The organism is Rhodopseudomonas sp. RCAM05734 (genome assembly GCF_052658035.1).
In genome coordinates, this window is record NZ_CP199742.1 from 4,920,118 (window position 1) to 4,939,797 (window position 19,680).

Here is a 19,680-nt window from a genome sequence, read left to right on the forward strand (position 1 = left end):
CGATGCAAAAAGCGATCGCCTTGCGCCAACTCAAAGGCCGACCAGTCCATGCCTGCTAGTCAGCAGCCATGAACATGATGAACAAGATCCGTCTTTATCACTGCACACTCGCATCGCTCGCGATCCTGGCCTATCTCACCGGCGAGATGGGCATCGTTCACGCCTGGCTTGGCTACGGCGTGGCGCTGGTCATTGCGCTGCGTTTGCTGTGGGCGCTGTTCGGGTCTCGACAGGTCGGGCTGATGCGCTTCTATCCATCGTTCGAGGGACTGCGCGCCGACAACATGTTCACGCATCCTGCGATCAGCAAGGTGCTGATGCTGGGCATCGCCGTCAGCCTCGTGGCGGTGGTCTCCACCGGTGTTGCCATGGACCGCGGCAAGGCGATCGGCATGGCCAATGTGTCGATCGTCACGACGTCATTCGCCGATGACGGGAAACGCGGCCACCGCGAAGGAAATCGCGAGGGCAAGGAAGAGGGCTTTCTGTCCGAGGCGCATGAATTCCTTGCCAACATGCTGCTGCTCTTTGTCGGCATGCATGTGACCTATCTGGTGCTCTTCAAGCGCCCGCTGGCAAAGTTCATGGTGTTCGTCCCCATGCAGACCCGCAAGGACTGACGCCGCTCTCCTGCCGGCCCAGCAGTTTCACGCGACGTGGCGCGGGGCATGCTATGTTTGTCCAAACACGGCGCCACGTGCGACGTTTTGGACATTCTGCAGGAGTGCCGGTGCGCCCGATTTTCACACGACGAAACTTTGCCAAGGCCGCGGCGACTCTGCCGCTCATGCTGTCCCCGGCCCCGGCCAGCGCGCAGACGGCCGCGGTGCCATCGCCTGCAGGCCAGCGGCGCTTTCCGGACGGGTTCGTCTGGGGCACCGCGACCTCAGCCTATCAGATCGAAGGTGCTGCGACCGAGGAAGGCCGCGGTGTATCGATCTGGGATACCTATTCCCATAGGCCCGGGAAGATCCACGGCAATCACAACGGCGACCGCGCCAGCGATCATTTCCATCGCTACAAGGACGACGTCCAGCCGATGAAGGCGCTCGGCGTGCGCGCCTATCGCTTCTCCATCGCCTGGCCGCGGGTGTTTCCCGACGGCCGCGGCGCAGCCAATCCCAGGGGACTGGACTTCTACAACCGTCTGATCGACGAATTGCTGGCCAACGGCATCGAACCCTTCGCGACCCTGTATCACTGGGACCTGCCGCAGGCGTTGCAGGACCGCGTCGGCGGCTGGCAGTCGCGCGAAACGGCGCAGGCGTTCGGCGACTATGCCGGGCATGTGGCCAAACACATCACCGACCGCGTGAAGCAGATCTTCACTATCAACGAGAGCGCCACCTTCATCGACTTCGGCTATGGCAGCGGCCCGGTGGAGCTGGCGCCCGGCCTCAAGCTGCCACAGGCCGAACTCAACCAGGTGCGCCATCACGTGCTGCTTGGCCACGGCCTCGCGGTGCAGGCGATCCGCGCCCAGGGACGGCCAGGCACGCGCGTGGGCCCGGCGGAAAACATCGTCGGTTGCGTGCCGGCCATCGAAACGCCCGCCAACATCCGCGCCTCGGAAATCGCCACCCGCGAAATGAACGGCGGCTACCTCACCGCGATGCTGGAGGGCAGTTACACCGACGGGTTCCTGACCTATGCCGGCAGCTACGCGCCGAAATTCACCGCCGAGGACATGAAGATCATCTCCTCAAAGATCGATTTCGTCGGCATCAACGTCTACATGCCGCAGCATTACGTCGTCGCTTCCGGCGCCCCTGCCGGCTTCGACCTGCTGCCTTTCCCCGCCTCGTTTCCGCACATGGAGTCCGACTGGCTGCGCATCGGACCGGAAGCCATGTACTGGGGGCCGCGCAATCTGGCGAAGGTGTGGAACGTGGAGACGATCTACATCACCGAGAACGGCACCTCGGGTGCGGACATCCCGACCGCCGATGGCCGTGTCTACGACCTCGACCGCATCATGTATCTGCGCAACTATCTGACCCGGCTGCAGCGCGCCACTGCCGAGGGCGTGCCGGTGAAGGGCTATTTTCTATGGAGCCTGCTGGACAACTTCGAATGGTCCGACGGCTACGACAAGCGCTTCGGCCTGTACCGCGTCGATTTCGAGACGCAGAAGCGCAGCGGCAAGCTGAGCGCGGATTTCTATCGTGCCGTCATCGCGGCCAACGCGCTGGTGTAATTTGCGTCCCGTCTAGAAACACAGGTTCGATACCACGTTGCCGCGCTTGTCCTTGAGGACATAGGGGCACTCGGCTCGCTTCAGCGCGGCTTTGGCATCATCGCTGCCAAGCGCCGCGGCCTTTTCGTAATAGGCCTTGGCCTGATCCTTGTCCGCCGGGCCACCGCGGCCACTTTGGGCGAAGGCGCCCATCCGTTCCAGCGCGGCGGCGTGGCCCTGCACGGCGGCCTTGTCGAACAGGGTGCGCGCGGCTGCATCGTCTTTCGCCCCGCCGATGCCTTCGGCCATCATCATGCCGAGCTGATACTGCGCTTCCGCATTGGTCTCGGCGGCCTTGGCCAACAGCGCGCGGGCGCGCACCGGATCTGACGGCGCGCCGCCCGACAAGGCCGCGAGATTGCTGACGCCGCGCGGATTGCCGGCTTCGGCGGAGCGTTCGAACAGCTTTCGCGCCTGGGCATCGTCCTTCGCAACGCCCGCGCCGGTGGCGTAGAGCACGCCGAGTTCCACCATGGCCGAGCTGCTGCCCTTGTCGGCGGCCTTGCGCCAGGCCGCGATGGCCTCGCCAGCCTGCCGATTGGCGGCATAGGCACGGCCAAGCTGATACAGCGCCCGGCGCGCCCCTCCCGCCGCGGTACGGCAGAACTTGATCGCGGTGGCCACGTCGGATGGAGCGATCTCCGCGGCACCTTTGACGTCGGCCGGCTTGTCGGGATCGGCCGGGTCGGCAGCGAGCCGGTCGCACAGCACGAGATCGGCGGACTGCGCGCGCGCCGGTGCCGGAACCGCACTGCCCAGCGCGAGCGGCGCAATGCCAAAGACCATTGCCATCAACCCGGCACGCAATCCTGTCGCCATCATTCCCGATTTCGTCATGTCGGCCGGTTTCCGGCCGTGGTATCCGCGGCAGGGATCGTAGGGCGGGACATGCTGCTCATCAAGCGCAGTATCGATTTCGGCTCATTCCAGCCCGCTTTCCCGGCACCGCAGCAGTTCCGTTCACGTTGATTGCAAATAGATCAAATCGATTAAGGCTATTTTGGCGGCTACCGCGATAACCACCGGCAGAGCCAGAGGCCCGATCAATGTCGCCAATGCCGCATCCCGTGAAGCGAAATTCAGCGCCGGAATATCCGTCGCTTCAGGATGCCATTCTGAGACGGCTGCCGTTCGGCATCTGCGCGGTCAACGCCGGCTTCGGCATCGACTTGTTCAACCAGGCATTTGCCGATCTGCTGCTCCCGGAGAATCCTGACGAAAAGCCGGCAACCCTGCACGCGCTGTTTCGATCGTCGACGGTCGGAGAACATGAAACCGCCGGGCTGGCGCACCAGTTCTTCGAGCTGGCGCTGGCGTGCCAGCTCACGCGCTCCGTCTCCGAAGCCAGGATCGTCCTGCCCGACGGCGATGCCCGCGCCGTGCGGTGCGAGCCGCTGCCCGACGCCGGCTACATGTTCGTTATTTCGGCTACGCTTTGCCCGGAGTTCTGCGACACCGGGCCCAGTGCCGAACACCTTAACGATGTGCTGCTCCATCTGCCTTACGGCCTGTCGATGTACAGCGCCGACGAACGGCTGATGATCTGCAACACCAAGTATATCCAGGACTATGCGCTCGATTCGGCGATCGTGAAGCCAGGCGCGCGCTACATCGATGTGCTCGCGCATTCCAATCTGCGCGGCAACCAGCCGGGCCTGTCGGTGCAGCAATATTACGCCAAGCGCATGCGCGAGAACCGTAACGCCCAGCAGGCCACGTCGCTCACCTTGCTGTGGGACGGCCGGACCATGCAGGTCATCAACCGCCCGCTCCCCGATGGCGGCTGGGTCGCCCTGCACGAGGACGTCACCGAGAAGCTGGAGGTCAGCCGGCAGATCGCCCATCTCGCCAATCACGATTCCCTGACCAGCCTGCCTAACCGCAACACCTTCCACAGCCGGATGTCGCAGGTCCTCGCCGACATCGACCACAGCGCAGGTTCGGCCGCCGTGCTGTTCATGGATCTCGACCGCTTCAAACAGGTCAACGACACCATGGGCCACATGGTCGGCGACCAGTTGCTGGTCGAGGTCGCCGTCCGTCTCAAGCGATCGCTGTGCGAGGGCGATCTGGTGGTCCGCCTCGGTGGCGACGAATTCGTCATCCTGCAGGACAATACGTCGCGGCGAGATGCCGAACGTCTCGCCCAGCGGCTGATCGGCGCCATGAGCGAGCCCTTCGTGATCGAGGGGATGATCGTCGATATCGGACTGAGTGTGGGCATCGCGCTGGCGCCCGGTGACGGGACAACCTCCGACACCCTGCTGCGGCACGCCGACCAGGCGCTGTATCGCTCGAAATCGCGCGGCGGCGGCGGCTATTGCTTCTATGACGCGGCGATCGAGTCGAAGGGTCTGTCCGCAATGGTAGGCGATGACGGGATCGAACCGCCGACCTGTCCCGTGTAAAGGGAATGCTCTACCGCTGAGCTAATCGCCCCCGCCGCCTGTTTAGCGCCATGGCCGCACCGCGGCAAGGCTGACGCGAACGATCGCCTCAGCCAAAAGGCGTCGGCGTACACCGCTTCGATCGCCTCTGGGGATATCCTCAACCCGCTCCCTGCCCGGCCACAAAAAAGCGGCGCCCCGAAGGACGCCGCTGATTTTGTCGCGAGGACCAGATCCTCAGTGTGCGGTGAGACCGCTGCCGGCTTCGTCGGCTCCGTCCGGCTTGACCGGCAGCTTGGTGTCCTCTTCCCATTCGATGGCAATGGGTTTGCGCACCAGGGCGTTGGCGATCACGTCGTCCATCCGTGCGACCGGGATGATGTTCATCCCGCCCTTGATGGCGTCGGAGATCTCGGTGAGGTCCTTGGCATTGTCCTCGGGGATCAGCACCGTCTTGATGCCGCCGCGGGCTGCCGCCAACAACTTCTCCTTCAATCCGCCGATCGGCAGGATCCTGCCGCGCAGCGTGATCTCGCCGGTCATGGCAACGTCGTGACGGATCGGGATGCCTGTCAGCACCGAGACGATCGTCGTCGCCATCGCCACACCTGCCGACGGACCATCCTTCGGCGTTGCGCCCTCGGGCACGTGGACGTGGATGTCGCGCCGCTCGAACAGCGGCGGTTCGATCCCGAAGGTGATCGCGCGCGAGCGGACGTAGGACGCCGCCGCCGAGATCGATTCCTTCATCACGTCACGCAGGTTGCCGGTGACGGTCATGCGGCCCTTGCCGGGCATCATGACGCCTTCGATGGTCAGCAGCTCGCCACCGACGTCCGTCCAGGCCAGTCCTGTCACGACGCCCACCTGGTCGTCGCTCTCGATCTCGCCGTAACGATACTTCGGAATACCGAGGAACTCCTCGAGATTCTTCTCGGTGACCTTCACCACCTTCTTCTTCGAGAGCATCAGCTCCTTCACGGCCTTGCGGGCCAGTGTGGAGAGCTCGCGCTCGAGGTTACGCACGCCCGCTTCGCGGGTGTAGCGGCGGATCATCAGCAGCAAGGCTTCGTCGTCCATCGACCATTCCTTGCCGTCCAGACCGTGCTTCGACAACGCAGTCGGGATCAAGTGCTTGCGGGCGATCTCGACCTTCTCGTTCTCGGTGTAGCCGGCGATCCGGATGATCTCCATGCGGTCCATCAGCGGCCCCGGGATATTCAGGGTATTCGCCGTGGTGATGAACATCACGTTGGACAGATCGTAGTCCACTTCGAGATAGTGGTCCGCGAAGGTGCCGTTCTGCTCGGGGTCGAGGACCTCAAGCAGCGCCGATGACGGATCGCCGCGGAAATCGGCGCCCATCTTGTCGATCTCGTCCAGCAGGAACAGCGGGTTCGAGGTCTTGGCCTTGCGCATCGACTGGATGATCTTGCCGGGCATCGAACCAATATAGGTCCGGCGATGACCGCGGATCTCCGCCTCGTCGCGCACGCCGCCGAGCGACACGCGCACGAACTCGCGTCCGGTCGCCTTGGCGATCGACTTGCCGAGCGAGGTCTTGCCGACGCCAGGAGGTCCGACGAGGCACAGGATCGGACCGGTCAACTTGTTCGCCCGCGTCTGTACTGCGAGGTACTCCACGATGCGATCCTTGACCTTCTCAAGACCATAGTGGTCGTCGTCCAGAACGGCCTGCGCCGCGGCGAGGTCCTTCTTGACCTTGGACTTCTTGTTCCATGGAATCGACAGCAGCCAGTCGAGGTAGTTGCGCACGACGGTCGCTTCCGCGGACATCGGGGACATCTGGCGCAGCTTCTTCAGCTCGTGCTGCGCCTTCTCCCGTGCTTCCTTGGAGAGCTTGGTCTTGTTGATCTTGTCTTCCAGATCGGCCAGCTCGTCGCGACCTTCGTCGTCGCCGAGTTCCTTCTGGATCGCCTTCATCTGCTCGTTGAGATAGTACTCGCGCTGGGTCTTCTCCATCTGGCGCTTGACGCGCGAGCGGATCCGCTTCTCGACCTGCAGCACCGAGATCTCGCTCTCCATCAGCCCGAGCACCTTCTCGAGGCGCGCGGTGACGGACAGCGTCTCCAAGATGCCCTGACGATCGGCGATCTTGACCGCGAGATGCGAGGCGACCTGATCGCCCAGCTTCGCATAGTCGGTGATGGCCTGGACCACGCCGACGACTTCCGCGGAGATCTTCTTGTTGAGCTTCACGTAGCTCTCGAAGTCGGACACCACGGAGCGCGCCAGCGCTTCCGCCTCGACCGACGTAGCGTCGGTGTCGGCGAGCGCCACGGCGGTGGCCTCGTAGTATTCGGTGCGGTCGGAGTACTTCTGGACCTTGGCCCGCTCAAGGCCTTCCACCAGCACCTTGACGGTGCCGTCAGGCAGCTTGAGCAGCTGCAGCACGCTGGCAAGCGTGCCGATCTCGTAGATCGCATCCGGGTTCGGATCGTCGTCCGACGCATTCTTCTGCGTGGCGAGCATGATCAGCGCGTCGTTCTTCATCACCTCTTCGAGCGCACGGATCGATTTCTCGCGGCCGACGAAGAGCGGCACGATCATGTGCGGGAAGACGACGATGTCACGGAGCGGCAGAACCGGATAAGAGTGGCTTTCGCCGTGAACGATGGTTGGCCGGGGTTTTGTGGCAGTCATGGCCCATTCCTTTTGCTGTGCCCCCTTGTTCCCAGCCCGCGAGTTTGCGCGGCTGCACAAGGTGCCGATTGTCCGTCTTGCTCGGCCGCCTCAGGCTCTACTTGTCCGGATCATTGGTGACGAATCTTTGGATCGAAATTCTGTTCGTCGACAGCATTAGGTGGCTATGGTCCGGGGGGTGTCAAGAGACGTAAAACGCCAGAAAACAAAGGCTAACTGCGGGTTCGTGTACCCTACAGCAAGACGGCCGCCGGAGTTACCGGCAGCCGTCTATTGGGGTCGTCAGGGCGCTCAATGTGCCGGCGTATCAGGCGCTGGCGCTGCTCTCGGTGTTGGCGCGGTCGGCGTAGATGTAGAGCGGACGCGCGGTGCCTTCCACGACTTCGCGGGAGATCACCACTTCCTCGACGCCTTCCAGACCCGGAAGATCGAACATGGTCTCAAGCAGGATGCTCTCCAGGATGGAGCGCAGGCCGCGTGCGCCGGTCTTGCGTTCGATCGCCTTGCGCGCCACAGCGCCCAGGGCTTCGTCGGCGAAGGTCAATTCAATGTTCTCCATCTCGAACAGACGCTGGTACTGCTTGACCAGCGCGTTCTTCGGATCGGTCAGGATCTTCTTCAGCGAGGCCTCGTCGAGATCCTCGAGCGTCGCCACGACCGGCAGACGGCCGACGAACTCAGGGATCAGGCCATACTTCAGGAGATCCTCGGGCTCGACGTGACGGAAGATTTCGCCGGTGCGGCGGTCTTCCGGCGCCAGAACCTGGGCGGCGAAGCCGATCGAGGTGGAGCGGCCGCGGGCCGAGATGATCTTTTCAAGGCCAGAGAACGCACCACCGCAGATGAACAAGATGTTGGTGGTGTCGACCTGCAGGAACTCCTGCTGCGGATGCTTGCGGCCGCCCTGCGGCGGAACCGAGGCAACCGTGCCTTCCATGATCTTCAGCAAGGCCTGCTGCACGCCCTCGCCCGACACGTCGCGGGTGATCGAGGGATTGTCGGACTTGCGCGAGATCTTGTCGATTTCGTCGATGTAGACGATGCCGCGCTGCGCCCGCTCGACATTGTAGTCGGCCGACTGCAGCAGCTTCAGGATGATGTTCTCGACATCCTCACCGACGTAACCGGCTTCGGTCAGCGTCGTCGCGTCAGCCATGGTGAACGGCACGTCCAGAATGCGGGCGAGCGTCTGCGCGAGCAGCGTCTTGCCCGAACCGGTCGGTCCGATCAGCAGGATGTTCGACTTCGCCAGCTCGACGTCGTTGTGCTTGGTCTGGTGGTTGAGGCGCTTGTAGTGGTTGTGCACCGCGACCGAGAGGACCTTCTTGGCATGGCTCTGACCGATGACATAGTCATCGAGAACCTTGCAGATTTCCTTCGGCGTCGGAATCCCGTCGCGCGACTTGACCAGCGAGGACTTGTTCTCCTCGCGGATGATGTCCATGCAGAGCTCGACGCACTCGTCGCATATGAACACGGTGGGACCCGCGATCAGTTTGCGAACCTCGTGCTGGCTCTTTCCGCAGAACGAACAATACAGCGTGTTCTTGGAGTCGCTCGTGCCGACCTTACTCATTCTAATCTCCGTCCGCCGTTCGGTCTTGGTCGTTCCGTTGCCCCATCCCGGCACCCATCCGTAGATAGAGCAAAATACGTACCAAAAAAGACCCTCGTTCCAGAATACCGCACGAATCACGGCCTAATCGAATCTTCCACGATACTAGCTGATCCGCTTCAGCGAACCATGGTGACTGCCGATGATCAAGAATTCGCTAATCGGCAAATCACCGGATGGCGTGACAATAGCGTGATTTCGGCTGGACCGGCGGGCAAAGCCCGCGAAATCAGCCCAACGTGACGAGAATATCACGCCAAACCGGCACGAAACCAGAACCGCGACCGTGGGATGCAGCACCGGATACCGGACAGGAGCAAACCTTGTGGCCAGCCGCGCGACGTACGCCGCCAGCCACAAAAAATTTGCGGGGTTCGCCCAGCCCCGAACTGCGTCGCCTCGGGTAGTTTACGGCGCCTTCGGCGTCGATTCTTCGGCGCGCTTGTCGATCACCTTGTCGACGATGCCGAAGTCGCGTGCCATGTCGGCGGTGAGGAACTTGTCGCGCTCCAGCGCATCCTCAATCGCCTTGAAGGTCTGGCCGGTGTGCTTGACGTAGATCTCGTTCAGCCGCTTTTTCAGGTTCAGGATTTCCTGGGCGTGCAGCATGATGTCGGTGGCCTGCCCCTGGAACCCGCCCGAGGGCTGGTGAACCATGATGCGCGAGTTCGGCAGCGAGAAGCGCATGTCCTTGTGGCCGGCGCAGAGCAACAGCGAGCCCATCGAGGCCGCCTGCCCGATGCACAGCGTCGACACCGGCGGGCGGATGAACTGCATGGTGTCGTAGATCGCCAGACCCGATGTCACCACGCCGCCGGGCGAGTTGATGTACATCGAGATTTCCTTCTTCGGATTCTCGGCTTCCAGGAACAGCAGCTGGGCGACGGTGAGCGTCGACATGCCGTCCTCGACCGGACCGGTAACGAAGATGATGCGCTCCTTCAGCAGGCGCGAGAAGATGTCATAGGCCCGTTCACCGCGGTTGGTCTGTTCGACCACCATCGGCACGAGGTTCATGTAGGTTTCCACCGGATCGCGCATTGATCACCCAAGGTTGGCGGAGACGTGCGCCCGGCGGCAGAATGGACCCGTTACGGCTTGCCGGAGGAGGACGAACGTCCCGTGATGCAGGACTTAAACAGAGCTCACAGATATGAGCCAATTGAGCGGCAACAAGACCGGCAGCCGTCGATGCCGACAACTGCCAGTTCAAGCCGATTCGCGCGGTCGCGGCAAAGCTAACCCGCGCGTCGGTGGCCGGTTTCGCCTGACATCCTTAATGCCGGCCGCTCTGCGGCCGGCATCGCAGAACGCCTCAGGCCGCGGTCTTCTCGGCCTCGTCGTCCTTGTATAGGTCTTCGCGGGTCACCTTCTTCTCGGTGACATTGGCGAGCTCGAGAATGAAATCGACGACCTTGTCCTCGTAGATTGGTGCACGAAGCTGAGCCAATGCATTGGCATTGCTGCGATAATAGTCCCAGACTTCCTTCTCGCGGCCCGGCATCGAGCGGGCACGCTCGACCACCGCGCGGCTGACTTCGTCGTCAGTCACGGTGATCTTGTTCTTCTCGCCGATTTCGGACAGCACCAGACCGAGCCGCACGCGGCGGTCCGCAATCTTGCGGTACTCTTCCATGGCGGCTTCCTCGGTGGTGCCCTCATCGGCAAAGCTCTTGCCCGAGGATTCCATCTCCGCCTTGATCGAGTTCCACATCAGCTTGAACTCTTCCTCGATCAGCGACGGCGGCGCATCGAAGCGATGGGTCTCGTCGAGACGGTCGAGCAGCAGACGCTTGACGCGCTGGCGGGTGGCACCGGCGAACTCCGTGTTCAGGCGGTCGCGCGCAGCTTCCTTCAGCTTGTCGAGGGATTCCAGGCCGAGCATCTTGGCGAACTCGTCATCGATCACGGTATCCTTCGGCGCCTCGACGGCAGTCGCGGTCGTCTCGAACTCGGCCGCCTTGCCGGCCAGATCGGCACTGGCGTAGTTCGTCGGAAAGGACGCTTTCAGGGTTCTGGTCTCGCCCACGGCGATGCCGATGAGCTGCTCTTCGAAGCCGGGAATGAAGGTGTTGGAACCGATCAGCACCTGGATGCCCTCGCCGGTGCCGCCGTCGAACGGCACGCCGTCGATGGTGCCCTTGAAGGAGACAGTGACGCGATCGCCGGACCCGGCCTTGGCACCCTCGGCCTTGGCTTCAAAGGCACGGTTCTGGTCGGCCACCCGCTTGATGGCCTCGTCGACGTCGGCGTCGGTGACCTCGGCAACCGGCTTTTCAACCGTGAAGCTCTTGAAATCGGCGAGCTGGATCGCCGGCACAACTTCGATGGCGACGGTATAATTGAGGTCGGACTTGCCGGCGAGGATGTCTTCGACTTCCTTCATCTCGGTCGGCATCGTCACCTTCGGCTCGGTGGCCAGGCGGAAACCGCGCTCGGTGAAGATCTGCGCATTGGTGTCGCGGATCAGTTCCTCGACGGTCTCGGCGGCAACCGAACGGCCATACAGCCGCTTCAGATGACCCATGGGGACCTTGCCGGGGCGGAAACCGTTCAGCTTGACCTTGTCCTTCATGTCGATCAGGCGCGCATCGACCTTGGCTTCGATGTCGGCGGCCGGGACATTGACCTGGAATTCGCGCTTCAGTCCGTCGGCGACGGTTTCATTCACCTGCATGGCGTCAATCTTCTTCTCGCTGGTCCGGCTCACGGCCGGACATTGTCAATCTGGTCGGCGCGCGGCCTTGCAGCCTGCGCCGGTGGTTCGGCGGACGCATCTTCGTAGGACTTGCCCCACGAAAATACACCCTCGAAATTCGTCAATTCAAACGCGGTCAGCGCTTGGTGCGGGCGGAGGGACTCGAACCCCCACAACTTGCGTCGGCGGCACCTAAAGCCGCTGCGTCTACCAATTCCGCCACGCCCGCGGGAAACGTCATGTCCGCGCGAAGCCGCGAGCGGCGGGCTTATAACATGGGTGTGAATGTTCGCAGCAAAAAAAGACGCCGCCCCGGACTTTCCGCCGCGCCCGCGATAACTGGACATTCAGCCCGAAAAATGGTCGGGATCCCCGGTATGACAGATCGCTTCCCGGTCAGCCGCCGCACCCTGCTCGCCGGGCTTGGCGGCGCGATTCTCGCTCCGATCGCGCCCGTTGCCGCGGTCGGCCAGACCCGGCCGGCGCTGGCACTGCAAGCCAGGGCCGGCACCATGGTACTCCGGCCGGGTGCCGAGACGCCGGCCTGGCTGCTGCAGACCGCCACCCGGGATGGCGCATTGCGCTTCAAGCGCGGCGACGAGATCGACGTGACGCTGGAGAATCGGCTGCCGGTTCCCGTTGTCCTGAACTGGCACGGCATCGACGGCGCCCCCGCCGCCGAGCCGCTGCTCGGGCGCCCACCACTGGCCGCGGGCGGCACCGATGCGTTCCGGCTGCCGTTGCGCCATGCAGGCACCTTCATGGTCGACCTCCGGCTGCTCGGCGACGGCCAGGCGAAACCGTCGCCCGCCCGTGCGCTGGTGGTATTGGAGACTGCCCCGCCCGTAGCCAACCGCGACGAAGTCCTGCTGATCGAGGAAGCGCGACTGCGCCCAGACAACATCGCCGTCGCGCCCGGAAGCGACCCGACGGACACCACCGCTGTCTTCACCGTCAACGGCAAGCCCAGCTTCGAACCCACCGTCCGGCTCCATGAACGGCTCAGGCTTCGCATTATAAATGGCTGCCAGCGCACTGCGATTGCTTTAAGAATCGAAGATTCAAATGTTCAGGTGATGGCTATCGACGGCCAACCGGTCGAGCCGTTTCCGGCCCGCAATGGCCAGCTTGTGCTGGCCCCGGGAACCCGGATCGACGCCTTTGTCGACGTCACCCGCCCGCCGGGATCAGCCGCAGCCATCCTGCTGCACGACGGCAAGGAAGTCCGCCCGATCGGCCGGCTGCTGACCTCAAGCGAGCCCCCAGTGCGCGACAGGCCGCTGCCCGCCGCTGCGGCGCTCCCGTCCAACGGACTGCCTGCACAGCTAGACCTCAAGAATGCGGTGCGGGTCGACGTTCCGCTGGGTTCCCCGGCTGCGCCGGTGCCGGACTGGCTGTCGTCCAGCGGCCTCGGCGTCGCGACGCCGCCCGCCTTCAAGGTCAAAGCCGGCCGCACCGTGGTGCTTGCCCTAACCAACCGGGGCACGATCCCGGTCGTGTTTCGCCTGCATGGCCAGCATGGTCGGCTGCTTGACCGGCTCGACGACGGCTGGAAGCCGTTCTGGCTGGACACAATCCTGGTCGAGGCCGGCCGGACCCAGCGCATCGCGTTCCTCGCCGAGACGGCCGGCCGCTGGCTGCTGGAGGCGACGGCCCTCGACTGGGCGGCGCCGCAGCCGGTCCGCTGGTACGCGGTGGAATAGGCCTCAGTATTCCACTTCCAGCCGGTCATAGAGCCGGCGCAGGACCGCAGGCAGCACTTCCGGGAGATCCTCGGCGATCAGCCCGGGGCCGGCCTCGGCACCGGCTTCGCCATGCATCCAGACCCCGATGCACGCCGCCTCGAAGGCCGGAACGCCTTGCGCCAGCAAGCCGCCGATGATGCCCGCCAGCACATCTCCGGAGCCGGCGGTGGCCAGCCAGGGCGGCGCGTTGGACGCGATGGCGGCGCGGCCATCGGGCGACGCCACCACGGTGTCCGCCCCCTTGAGCAGCACCACCGCACCGGCCGTTTGGGCCGCCATCCGCACCTGCTCAAGCTTTGAAAGAGAAGCAGCTTCATCTTCTATCACTTTGAATAAACGGGAAAACTCTCCAACGTGCGGCGTCAGAACAACGCTCGGCTCGGAGAGAGATTTGATGGCATCGAAAAGCTGCTGCGGCGCCTCGGCGAAGCTGGTCAGGGCGTCGGCGTCGAGCACCGCGCCACGTTTGGCCGCCAGCAGCGCCAGCACGAAGTCGCGGGTGCGGGCCCCGACCCCGGCGCCGGGCCCGATCACGCAGGCCCTGATCCTGGGGTCGGCGACGAGGTTGGCAAACTCGGCTGCCGTATCCACCGGGCGCACCATCACGGCGGTCAGTGCCGCGGCGTTGACCGCCAGCGCATCGCGCGGCGATGCCACCGTCACCAGCCCGGCCCCGGCGCGCAGCGCACCGCGGGCAGCAAGCCTGGCCGCGCCGGTCGCAGCAATGTCGCCGGACACCACGATGGCATGGCCACGGGCAAATTTATGGCCGTCCATCCTGGGCACCGGGAATGACATGGCCCAGAGTTCCGGCATGTTCTCCGAGGTCAGCGGACGGATCTCGTCGAGGACGCCAGCCTCGATGCCGATATCCACTACACGCAGCCGGCCGCAATGAACCCGCCCCGGCAGCAGCAGGTGACCGGTCTTGGGCCGGAAGAAGGTCACCGTCTCGGTCGCGCGCACCGCGATGCCCATCACCGCTCCGGTGGTGCCGTTGATGCCGCTCGGCAGATCCACCGCCAGCACCGGGACGCCGCTGGCGTTGATAGCCGCGATCATCTCGAACGGGTCCCCCTTGATCGGCCGGTCGAGGCCGGTGCCGAACAGCGCATCGACGATCAGCGCGGGGGCGCCGATCGCGGCGGGATCGCACGGCAAGACCTCGCCCTTATACTCGGCAGCCGCCAGCGCCGCATCGCCGGTCAGCGTCTCCTTCTGACACAGCAGGATCACCTGAACGTCGCGTCCGCGCGCCGCCAGCTCCGCCGCTGCGATAAATCCGTCGCCGCCATTGTTGCCGCGGCCGGCGATCACGAGGATCGCTCCCTCCTCGGCCATGTCGGCGGCGGCATCGGCGACGGCCCGCCCGGCATTACGCATCAGAGCAAAACCAGGGGTGCCATCGGCGATGGTCAATTGATCGGCACGCTGCATTTCGGCGGCGGTGAGAATTTCCATGAACAATTCCTGTGCGCCTCATCCGGAGGCAATGCGCCTATACGAAGCCTCTTCGCGACACGGCCGCCTACAAAATGCACTGATTGATTATTTTATAGACAGTCGAGCGATAGGTAGCGGGTGCAGAAGCTGCCATACGCATGTTAGTTAACTGATAATGCTCCAAAAACAGCCTCGCGACCAACTTGGCACGGACCCTGCTTTTGGGAGTTTAGCTTCGGATCCGTCGTGCTCACCGCCAAATTTAAAGGTGGCCGATCGTCCCGCTTCCGGCGACATTATATCCGGACGGCGTGACGATCGCGCACGAATGTCCGAAACAGGGTATCGAACAGCCTGCGCCAAGGGGCGCAATTCTTGAAGCAACGTGCAGCCTGAAATAGTGGAAGTGCCGGGGAGACGCTCAGTGAAGAAAATCGAAGCCATCATCAAGCCGTTCAAGCTCGACGAGGTGAAAGAGGCCCTCCAGGAAGTCGGTCTGCAAGGCATTACGGTAACCGAGGCCAAGGGATTCGGCCGCCAGAAGGGCCACGCGGAGCTCTATCGCGGCGCCGAATACATTGTCGATTTCCTGCCCAAGGTGAAGATCGAGATCGTGATTTCCGACGAACTGGTGGAAAAGGCCATCGATGCGATCAGGCGCGCCGCGCAGACCGGCCGGATTGGCGACGGCAAAATCTTCGTCTCCAACATCGAGGAAGCAATTCGCATCCGGACCGGCGAATCCGGGCTCGACGCCATCTAGGACGATGTTCTAAGACGGTAGCCGCAGCATAAGGCGTTATCCTGCGGCGTCCTCGCGCCGCAGCAAAAGACGTCTGCAGACACAAGAGGTATTCATGACGACCGCGAAAGAAGTCCTGCAGTCCATCAAGGACAATGACGTCAAGTACGTCGATCTGCGCTTCACCGATCCGCGCGGCAAGTGGCAGCACGTGACCTTCGACATCTCGATGATCGACGAAGACATCTTCGCCGAAGGCACCATGTTCGACGGTTCCTCGATCGCCGGCTGGAAGGCGATCAATGAATCCGACATGATGCTGATGCTCGACCCGGAAACCGCGACCATCGATCCGTTCTTCGCAGAGACCACCATGGTCATCACCTGCGACATTCTCGAGCCCTCCACCGGCGAGCCCTACAACCGCGATCCGCGCGGCATCGCCAAGAAGGCCGAGGCCATGGTCAAGTCCATGGGCATCGGCGACACCGTGATGGTCGGTCCGGAAGCCGAGTTCTTCGTGTTCGACGACGTGCGCTTCTCGTCGAGCCCGTACAACACCGGCTTCAAGCTGGATTCCTCGGAACTGCCGACCAATTCCGACACCGAATATGAGGGCGGCAACCTCGGTCACCGCATCCGCACCAAGGGCGGCTACTTCCCGGTTCCGCCGCAGGATTCGGTGCAGGACATGCGCTCCGAAATGCTCGGCGCCATGGCCAAGATGGGCGTCAAGGTCGAGAAGCACCACCACGAGGTCGCCTCGGCCCAGCACGAGCTCGGCATGAAGTTCGACACCCTGACCCACATGGCCGACCAGATGCAGATCTACAAGTACTGCATCCACCAGGTCGCCCACATCTACGGCAAGACCGCCACCTTCATGCCGAAGCCAATCTTCGGCGACAACGGCTCGGGCATGCACGTGCACCAGTCGATCTGGAAGGACGGCAAGCCGGTCTTCGCCGGCAACAAGTATGCCGACCTGTCGGAAACCTGCCTGCATTACATCGGCGGCATCATCAAGCACGCCAAGGCCATCAACGCCTTCACCAACCCGTCGACCAACTCCTACAAGCGTCTGGTCCCGGGCTATGAAGCCCCGGTGCTGCTGGCCTACTCCGCACGCAACCGCTCGGCCTCCTGCCGCATCCCGTACACGACTTCGCCGAAGGCGAAGCGCGTCGAGGTCCGGTTCCCCGATCCGATGGCCAATCCGTATCTCGCCTTCGCCGCGATGCTGATGGCCGGCCTCGACGGCATCAAGAACAAGATCGACCCGGGTCCGGCCATGGACAAGGATCTGTACGACCTGCCGAAGGAAGAGCTGAAGTCGATCCCGACGGTCTGCGGTTCGCTCCGCGAAGCGCTGGAAAACCTCGACAAGAACCGCGGCTTCCTCAAGAACGGCGGCGTGTTCGATGACGACTTCATCGACGCCTATATCGAGCTGAAGATGACCGAAGTGATGCGCTACGAAATGACCCCGCATCCGGTCGAATTCGACATGTACTACTCGCAGTAATGCCGTTGCGGGGAAGCCCGCGCGACATGGCGTGAACATCGAGGGCGCCCCGGCAACGGGGCGCCCTTTTCGTTGGAGGAACCGCACCGAGCGACGCGCGATCTTAGCTTGATCCCGGCCGGTTTTGCCGAAAGAGTACCGCTGAAATTCGTGCCGAGGATCGAACGTGGCCCCTGAAGACAATGTACAGAAGCGCAGCGATCTGGCCTGGGCGATCGCCGTCGGCGGCATCGCAACCGTGTCGTTCGCGGTGTTCGTGGTGTTCGCCTGGTATTTTTCCGCCACCCTGTTCCTGATCTTCGCCGGCATCCTGCTCGGCGTCGCGCTCAATGCGCTCACCGCCCTGTTCGGCCGCGTGATGGGCGGCCCCCACGCGCTGCGCCTGACGATGGTGTGCCTGCTGCTTGCCGCGCTGCTCGGCGGCATCGTCTTCCTCGGCGGCTCGACCATCGCCGAGCAAACCAAGGTGCTCGGCACCACGCTGAAATCGCAGATCGTCAACGTCAAATCGTTCCTCGAACGGCACGGCGTCGACACCAGCTATCTCGACTTTGGCGGGCTCGGCAACGAGGCCGACGCGACAGCCAAACCGGATGCCGGGACCAGACCCGCATCGCCTGCAGCCGCAGCGGAAACCAAGACTAACAACCTGCCGAGCGCCAGCGCCTTCGCCTCCAGCGGCGGCGCCATCGTCAGCCAGACCCTGAAGATCATCCTCGGCGCGGTCGGCGCGCTCGGCAATTTCTTCATTGTCCTGTTTCTCGGCCTCGCCTTCGCCACGCAACCCGGCGTCTACCGCAAGGGGCTGCTGCATCTCACGCCGAAGAAGCATCGCGCGCCCATGACCGAGATCGTCGACCGGATCGGCGAGACGCTGGAGCGCTGGCTGATCGCGCAGATGATCACCATGGTCGCGGTTGGCGGCGTGACCTGGATCGGGCTGATGCTGATCGGTGTGCCCAGCGCATTCATCCTGGGCGTCCAGGCTGGGCTGCTGGCGTTCATTCCCACCGTCGGCGCCCTGCTCGCAGGGCTCATCGTGGTGCTCGCCAGCCTCGCCTCCGGATGGGTGGCCGCAGCCAGCGCCTTCGTGCTGTTTCTCGGCGTCCACGCGATGGAGAGCTACGTCCTGACGCCGATCCTGCAGCGCCAGGCGCTCGACATCCCGCCGGCCACGCTGTTCGCGTTCCAGATCATGCTCGGCATCGTGTTCGGCGTCTGGGGCCTGGCGCTGGCACTCCCCGTACTGGCGATCGTCAAGGTGGTGATCGACCTCCTGCGCGAGGACGACGACGAAGCCGCGCCGGTCGCGAAAGCGGCCTGAGCCCGGGATTGGCAGCGCCCGCTTATTGTTTGGGTTCGTCGGTAATGATGCCTCCGTAGCGCTCCCAGCGCTCGCCGTCGAAACGCGCCATCTGAAACTGCTTGTTGACGCGATAGTCATTCGGCTTGGTTGTGACGCTAATCCCGGGCAGCAACACGTCGAGCGTGACGTTCGTGAGGTGCGAAGCCTGATACATCACGTTTGCACGCGTGAGATCGTCGCCACACTGTTTCAGCACATGAACCAAGAGCTGGGTGGTGATGTAGCCATAGACGTTCAAGTTGGAATTTTTGTCGCCTTCCGGATAATACTTCTCCATGAAGGCGAAATAGCGCTTCACTCCGGGATCGTTGCTCCAGTTGGTATCGGCCGGATCCTTGACGTAGCCGACGCTGATGATGCCCTTGGAGGCCTCCAGCCCAGCCGGTTTCATCACTGCACCCACCGAGGTCGCATTGATGTCGACGATATGCACAGGGTGCCAGCCGAGTTCGGCGATCTTCTTGATCGCCTGCGCCGCCTGCTTTGGCGTGGACGCGCTGAAGAACAGGTCGGCGCCGGAATCCTTGATCCTGAGAATCTGCGAGTCGATCGTCGGTTCCGACAGTTCGTAGGAGACCTCCGCGACCACCATCGTCGCCGCCTTGTCGCCGAGCCCGGCCTTGATGCCGTTGAGGTAGTCTTTGCCGAGGTCATCGTTCTGGTAGAGGATGCCGACCTTGGCGTTCGGATGCTCCTTCAGAATGTATTGGCCGTAGATCCGGCCCTCCACGAAGTAGCTGGGATTGAAACCCATCGTCCAAGGAAAGTTCTTCGGGTCGGTAAACCGGGAGGCACCAGTCGCAGCGAACGGCTGCGGCACCTTCTTGACGTTATGATATTTCTGAACAGCTGCATTCGGAGCTGTGCCGATGATCTGAAAGGTCAGCAACACCTCATCGCTCTCGACCAGCTTGCGTACCTGTTCGACGGTTTTCGGCGGGCTGTAGGCATCGTCATACTGGATCAGATTGACCTTGCGTCCGTTCACACCGCCTTCGTCGTTGATCATCTTGATGTAGGCGGCCTGGGTCTTGCCAACGGTGGCATAGGCCGACGCTGGCCCGCTCAGCGGCACCGTCTGTCCAACCTTGATTTCCGTGTCGGTGGCGCCGCTGTCGTACTTCTTCTGCGCGGACGCGGCCGAAACCGACAGCGCGGCGGCAAGCACGGACGCCAGCGCCAAGTTCACCATGTTGTTGCTCATCGCGTCTGACCTCTCCAATGGGGATTTCGAGATTTCGGAGCTGACCACGGCGGTC

The 19,680-nt window shown here is 63.2% G+C and carries 14 protein-coding genes and 2 tRNA genes; 7 read left to right on the top strand and 9 right to left on the bottom strand.

What is annotated here, in order from left to right:
- The first annotated feature begins 74 nt into the window (after positions 1-74).
- Together ACUXVA_RS23180 and ACUXVA_RS23185 are read left to right on the top strand one after the other, a co-directional pair.
- Positions 75-620, top strand: a complete 546-nt coding sequence (locus ACUXVA_RS23180; protein WP_445488368.1) for a cytochrome b/b6 domain-containing protein — start codon at positions 75-77, stop codon at positions 618-620.
- A gap of 167 nt (positions 621-787) precedes the next feature.
- Entirely contained in the window at positions 788-2,197 is a 1,410-nt protein-coding gene (locus tag ACUXVA_RS23185) for a GH1 family beta-glucosidase (RefSeq protein ID WP_445493343.1), read from the top strand.
- Positions 2,198-2,209: 12 nt separating this feature from the next.
- Here the strand turns inward: ACUXVA_RS23185 and ACUXVA_RS23190 are convergent, their stop codons facing one another.
- Positions 2,210-3,028 (bottom strand): tetratricopeptide repeat protein, encoded by an 819-nt coding sequence (locus tag ACUXVA_RS23190; RefSeq protein ID WP_445493344.1) that lies wholly within the window; start codon positions 3,026-3,028, stop codon positions 2,210-2,212.
- Positions 3,029-3,774: 746 nt separating this feature from the next.
- On the opposite strand from ACUXVA_RS23190, the gene ACUXVA_RS23195 reads away from it, so the two are divergent.
- Entirely contained in the window at positions 3,775-4,644 is an 870-nt protein-coding gene (locus ACUXVA_RS23195; RefSeq protein WP_445493345.1) for a diguanylate cyclase domain-containing protein, read from the top strand.
- Here the strand turns inward: ACUXVA_RS23195 and ACUXVA_RS23200 are convergent.
- The 6 genes from ACUXVA_RS23200 to ACUXVA_RS23225 all read right to left on the bottom strand — a co-directional run bounded on the left by ACUXVA_RS23200 (position 4,601) and on the right by ACUXVA_RS23225 (position 11,829).
- Positions 4,601-4,675: transfer RNA gene (locus ACUXVA_RS23200), tRNA-Val, on the bottom strand. The two genes, ACUXVA_RS23195 and ACUXVA_RS23200, sit on opposite strands and share 44 nt — an antisense overlap.
- Before the next feature lie 185 nt (positions 4,676-4,860).
- Entirely contained in the window at positions 4,861-7,287 is a 2,427-nt protein-coding gene (lon, locus tag ACUXVA_RS23205; RefSeq protein ID WP_265083491.1) for an endopeptidase La, read from the bottom strand.
- A gap of 307 nt (positions 7,288-7,594) precedes the next feature.
- Entirely contained in the window at positions 7,595-8,863 is a 1,269-nt protein-coding gene (gene clpX / locus ACUXVA_RS23210) for an ATP-dependent Clp protease ATP-binding subunit ClpX (protein WP_265083490.1), read from the bottom strand.
- 447 nt (positions 8,864-9,310) lie between these two features.
- Positions 9,311-9,943 carry an ATP-dependent Clp protease proteolytic subunit gene (locus tag ACUXVA_RS23215; RefSeq protein WP_265083489.1) on the bottom strand — a complete coding sequence of 211 codons (633 nt, stop codon included), beginning with the start codon at positions 9,941-9,943 and terminating at the stop codon, positions 9,311-9,313.
- A 274-nt stretch (positions 9,944-10,217) separates the two neighbouring features.
- On the bottom strand, positions 10,218-11,579 hold the full coding sequence (gene tig, locus ACUXVA_RS23220; RefSeq protein ID WP_265083680.1) for a trigger factor: 1,362 nt from the start codon (positions 11,577-11,579) through the stop codon (positions 10,218-10,220).
- Positions 11,580-11,744: 165 nt separating this feature from the next.
- Positions 11,745-11,829: transfer RNA gene (locus ACUXVA_RS23225), tRNA-Leu, on the bottom strand.
- A 148-nt stretch (positions 11,830-11,977) separates the two neighbouring features.
- On the opposite strand from ACUXVA_RS23225, the gene ACUXVA_RS23230 reads away from it, so the two are divergent.
- Positions 11,978-13,303, top strand: coding sequence for a multicopper oxidase family protein (locus ACUXVA_RS23230; RefSeq protein WP_445488372.1), 1,326 nt, complete (start codon positions 11,978-11,980; stop codon positions 13,301-13,303).
- Between the two features lie 3 nt (positions 13,304-13,306).
- Here ACUXVA_RS23230 and ACUXVA_RS23235 read toward each other — a convergent pair whose 3' ends face one another.
- Positions 13,307-14,806, bottom strand: coding sequence for an NAD(P)H-hydrate dehydratase (locus ACUXVA_RS23235; RefSeq protein WP_445488374.1), 1,500 nt, complete (start codon positions 14,804-14,806; stop codon positions 13,307-13,309).
- A gap of 406 nt (positions 14,807-15,212) precedes the next feature.
- Between ACUXVA_RS23235 and ACUXVA_RS23240 the strand changes: the two genes are divergently transcribed.
- The 3 genes from ACUXVA_RS23240 to ACUXVA_RS23250 all read left to right on the top strand — a co-directional run bounded on the left by ACUXVA_RS23240 (position 15,213) and on the right by ACUXVA_RS23250 (position 18,379).
- Positions 15,213-15,551: a P-II family nitrogen regulator gene (locus tag ACUXVA_RS23240; RefSeq protein ID WP_027537227.1), complete on the top strand. Its 339-nt coding sequence runs from the start codon at positions 15,213-15,215 to the stop codon at positions 15,549-15,551.
- Positions 15,552-15,645: 94 nt separating this feature from the next.
- The gene (glnA, locus tag ACUXVA_RS23245; RefSeq protein WP_265083486.1) at positions 15,646-17,055 is read left to right on the top strand and encodes a type I glutamate--ammonia ligase; all 1,410 of its coding nucleotides are present in this window, start codon (positions 15,646-15,648) and stop codon (positions 17,053-17,055) included.
- Between the two features lie 166 nt (positions 17,056-17,221).
- Positions 17,222-18,379: an AI-2E family transporter gene (locus ACUXVA_RS23250; protein WP_445488378.1), complete on the top strand. Its 1,158-nt coding sequence runs from the start codon at positions 17,222-17,224 to the stop codon at positions 18,377-18,379.
- Positions 18,380-18,401: 22 nt separating this feature from the next.
- On the opposite strand, the gene ACUXVA_RS23255 is transcribed toward ACUXVA_RS23250, so the two are convergent.
- The gene (locus ACUXVA_RS23255; protein ID WP_445488380.1) at positions 18,402-19,625 is read right to left on the bottom strand and encodes an ABC transporter substrate-binding protein; all 1,224 of its coding nucleotides are present in this window, start codon (positions 19,623-19,625) and stop codon (positions 18,402-18,404) included.
- Between the last annotated feature and the right edge of the window lie 55 nt (positions 19,626-19,680).

What these genes read in the sequence shown, in the direction of transcription:
- ACUXVA_RS23180 (WP_445488368.1), top strand. Translation starts at nt 75, where the DNA reads ATGATGAACAAGATCCGTCTTTATCACTGCACACTCGCATCGCTCGCG.
- ACUXVA_RS23185 (WP_445493343.1), top strand. Translation starts at nt 788, where the DNA reads ATGCTGTCCCCGGCCCCGGCCAGCGCGCAGACGGCCGCGGTGCCATCG.
- ACUXVA_RS23190 (WP_445493344.1), bottom strand. Translation starts at nt 3,028, where the DNA reads ATGGCAATGGTCTTTGGCATTGCGCCGCTCGCGCTGGGCAGTGCGGTT.
- ACUXVA_RS23195 (WP_445493345.1), top strand. Translation starts at nt 3,775, where the DNA reads ATGATCTGCAACACCAAGTATATCCAGGACTATGCGCTCGATTCGGCG.
- lon (WP_265083491.1), bottom strand. Translation starts at nt 7,287, where the DNA reads ATGACTGCCACAAAACCCCGGCCAACCATCGTTCACGGCGAAAGCCAC.
- clpX (WP_265083490.1), bottom strand. Translation starts at nt 8,863, where the DNA reads ATGAGTAAGGTCGGCACGAGCGACTCCAAGAACACGCTGTATTGTTCG.
- ACUXVA_RS23215 (WP_265083489.1), bottom strand. Translation starts at nt 9,943, where the DNA reads ATGCGCGATCCGGTGGAAACCTACATGAACCTCGTGCCGATGGTGGTC.
- tig (WP_265083680.1), bottom strand. Translation starts at nt 11,579, where the DNA reads ATGCAGGTGAATGAAACCGTCGCCGACGGACTGAAGCGCGAATTCCAG.
- ACUXVA_RS23230 (WP_445488372.1), top strand. Translation starts at nt 11,978, where the DNA reads ATGACAGATCGCTTCCCGGTCAGCCGCCGCACCCTGCTCGCCGGGCTT.
- ACUXVA_RS23235 (WP_445488374.1), bottom strand. Translation starts at nt 14,806, where the DNA reads ATGGAAATTCTCACCGCCGCCGAAATGCAGCGTGCCGATCAATTGACC.
- glnA (WP_265083486.1), top strand. Translation starts at nt 15,646, where the DNA reads ATGACGACCGCGAAAGAAGTCCTGCAGTCCATCAAGGACAATGACGTC.
- ACUXVA_RS23255 (WP_445488380.1), bottom strand. Translation starts at nt 19,625, where the DNA reads ATGAGCAACAACATGGTGAACTTGGCGCTGGCGTCCGTGCTTGCCGCC.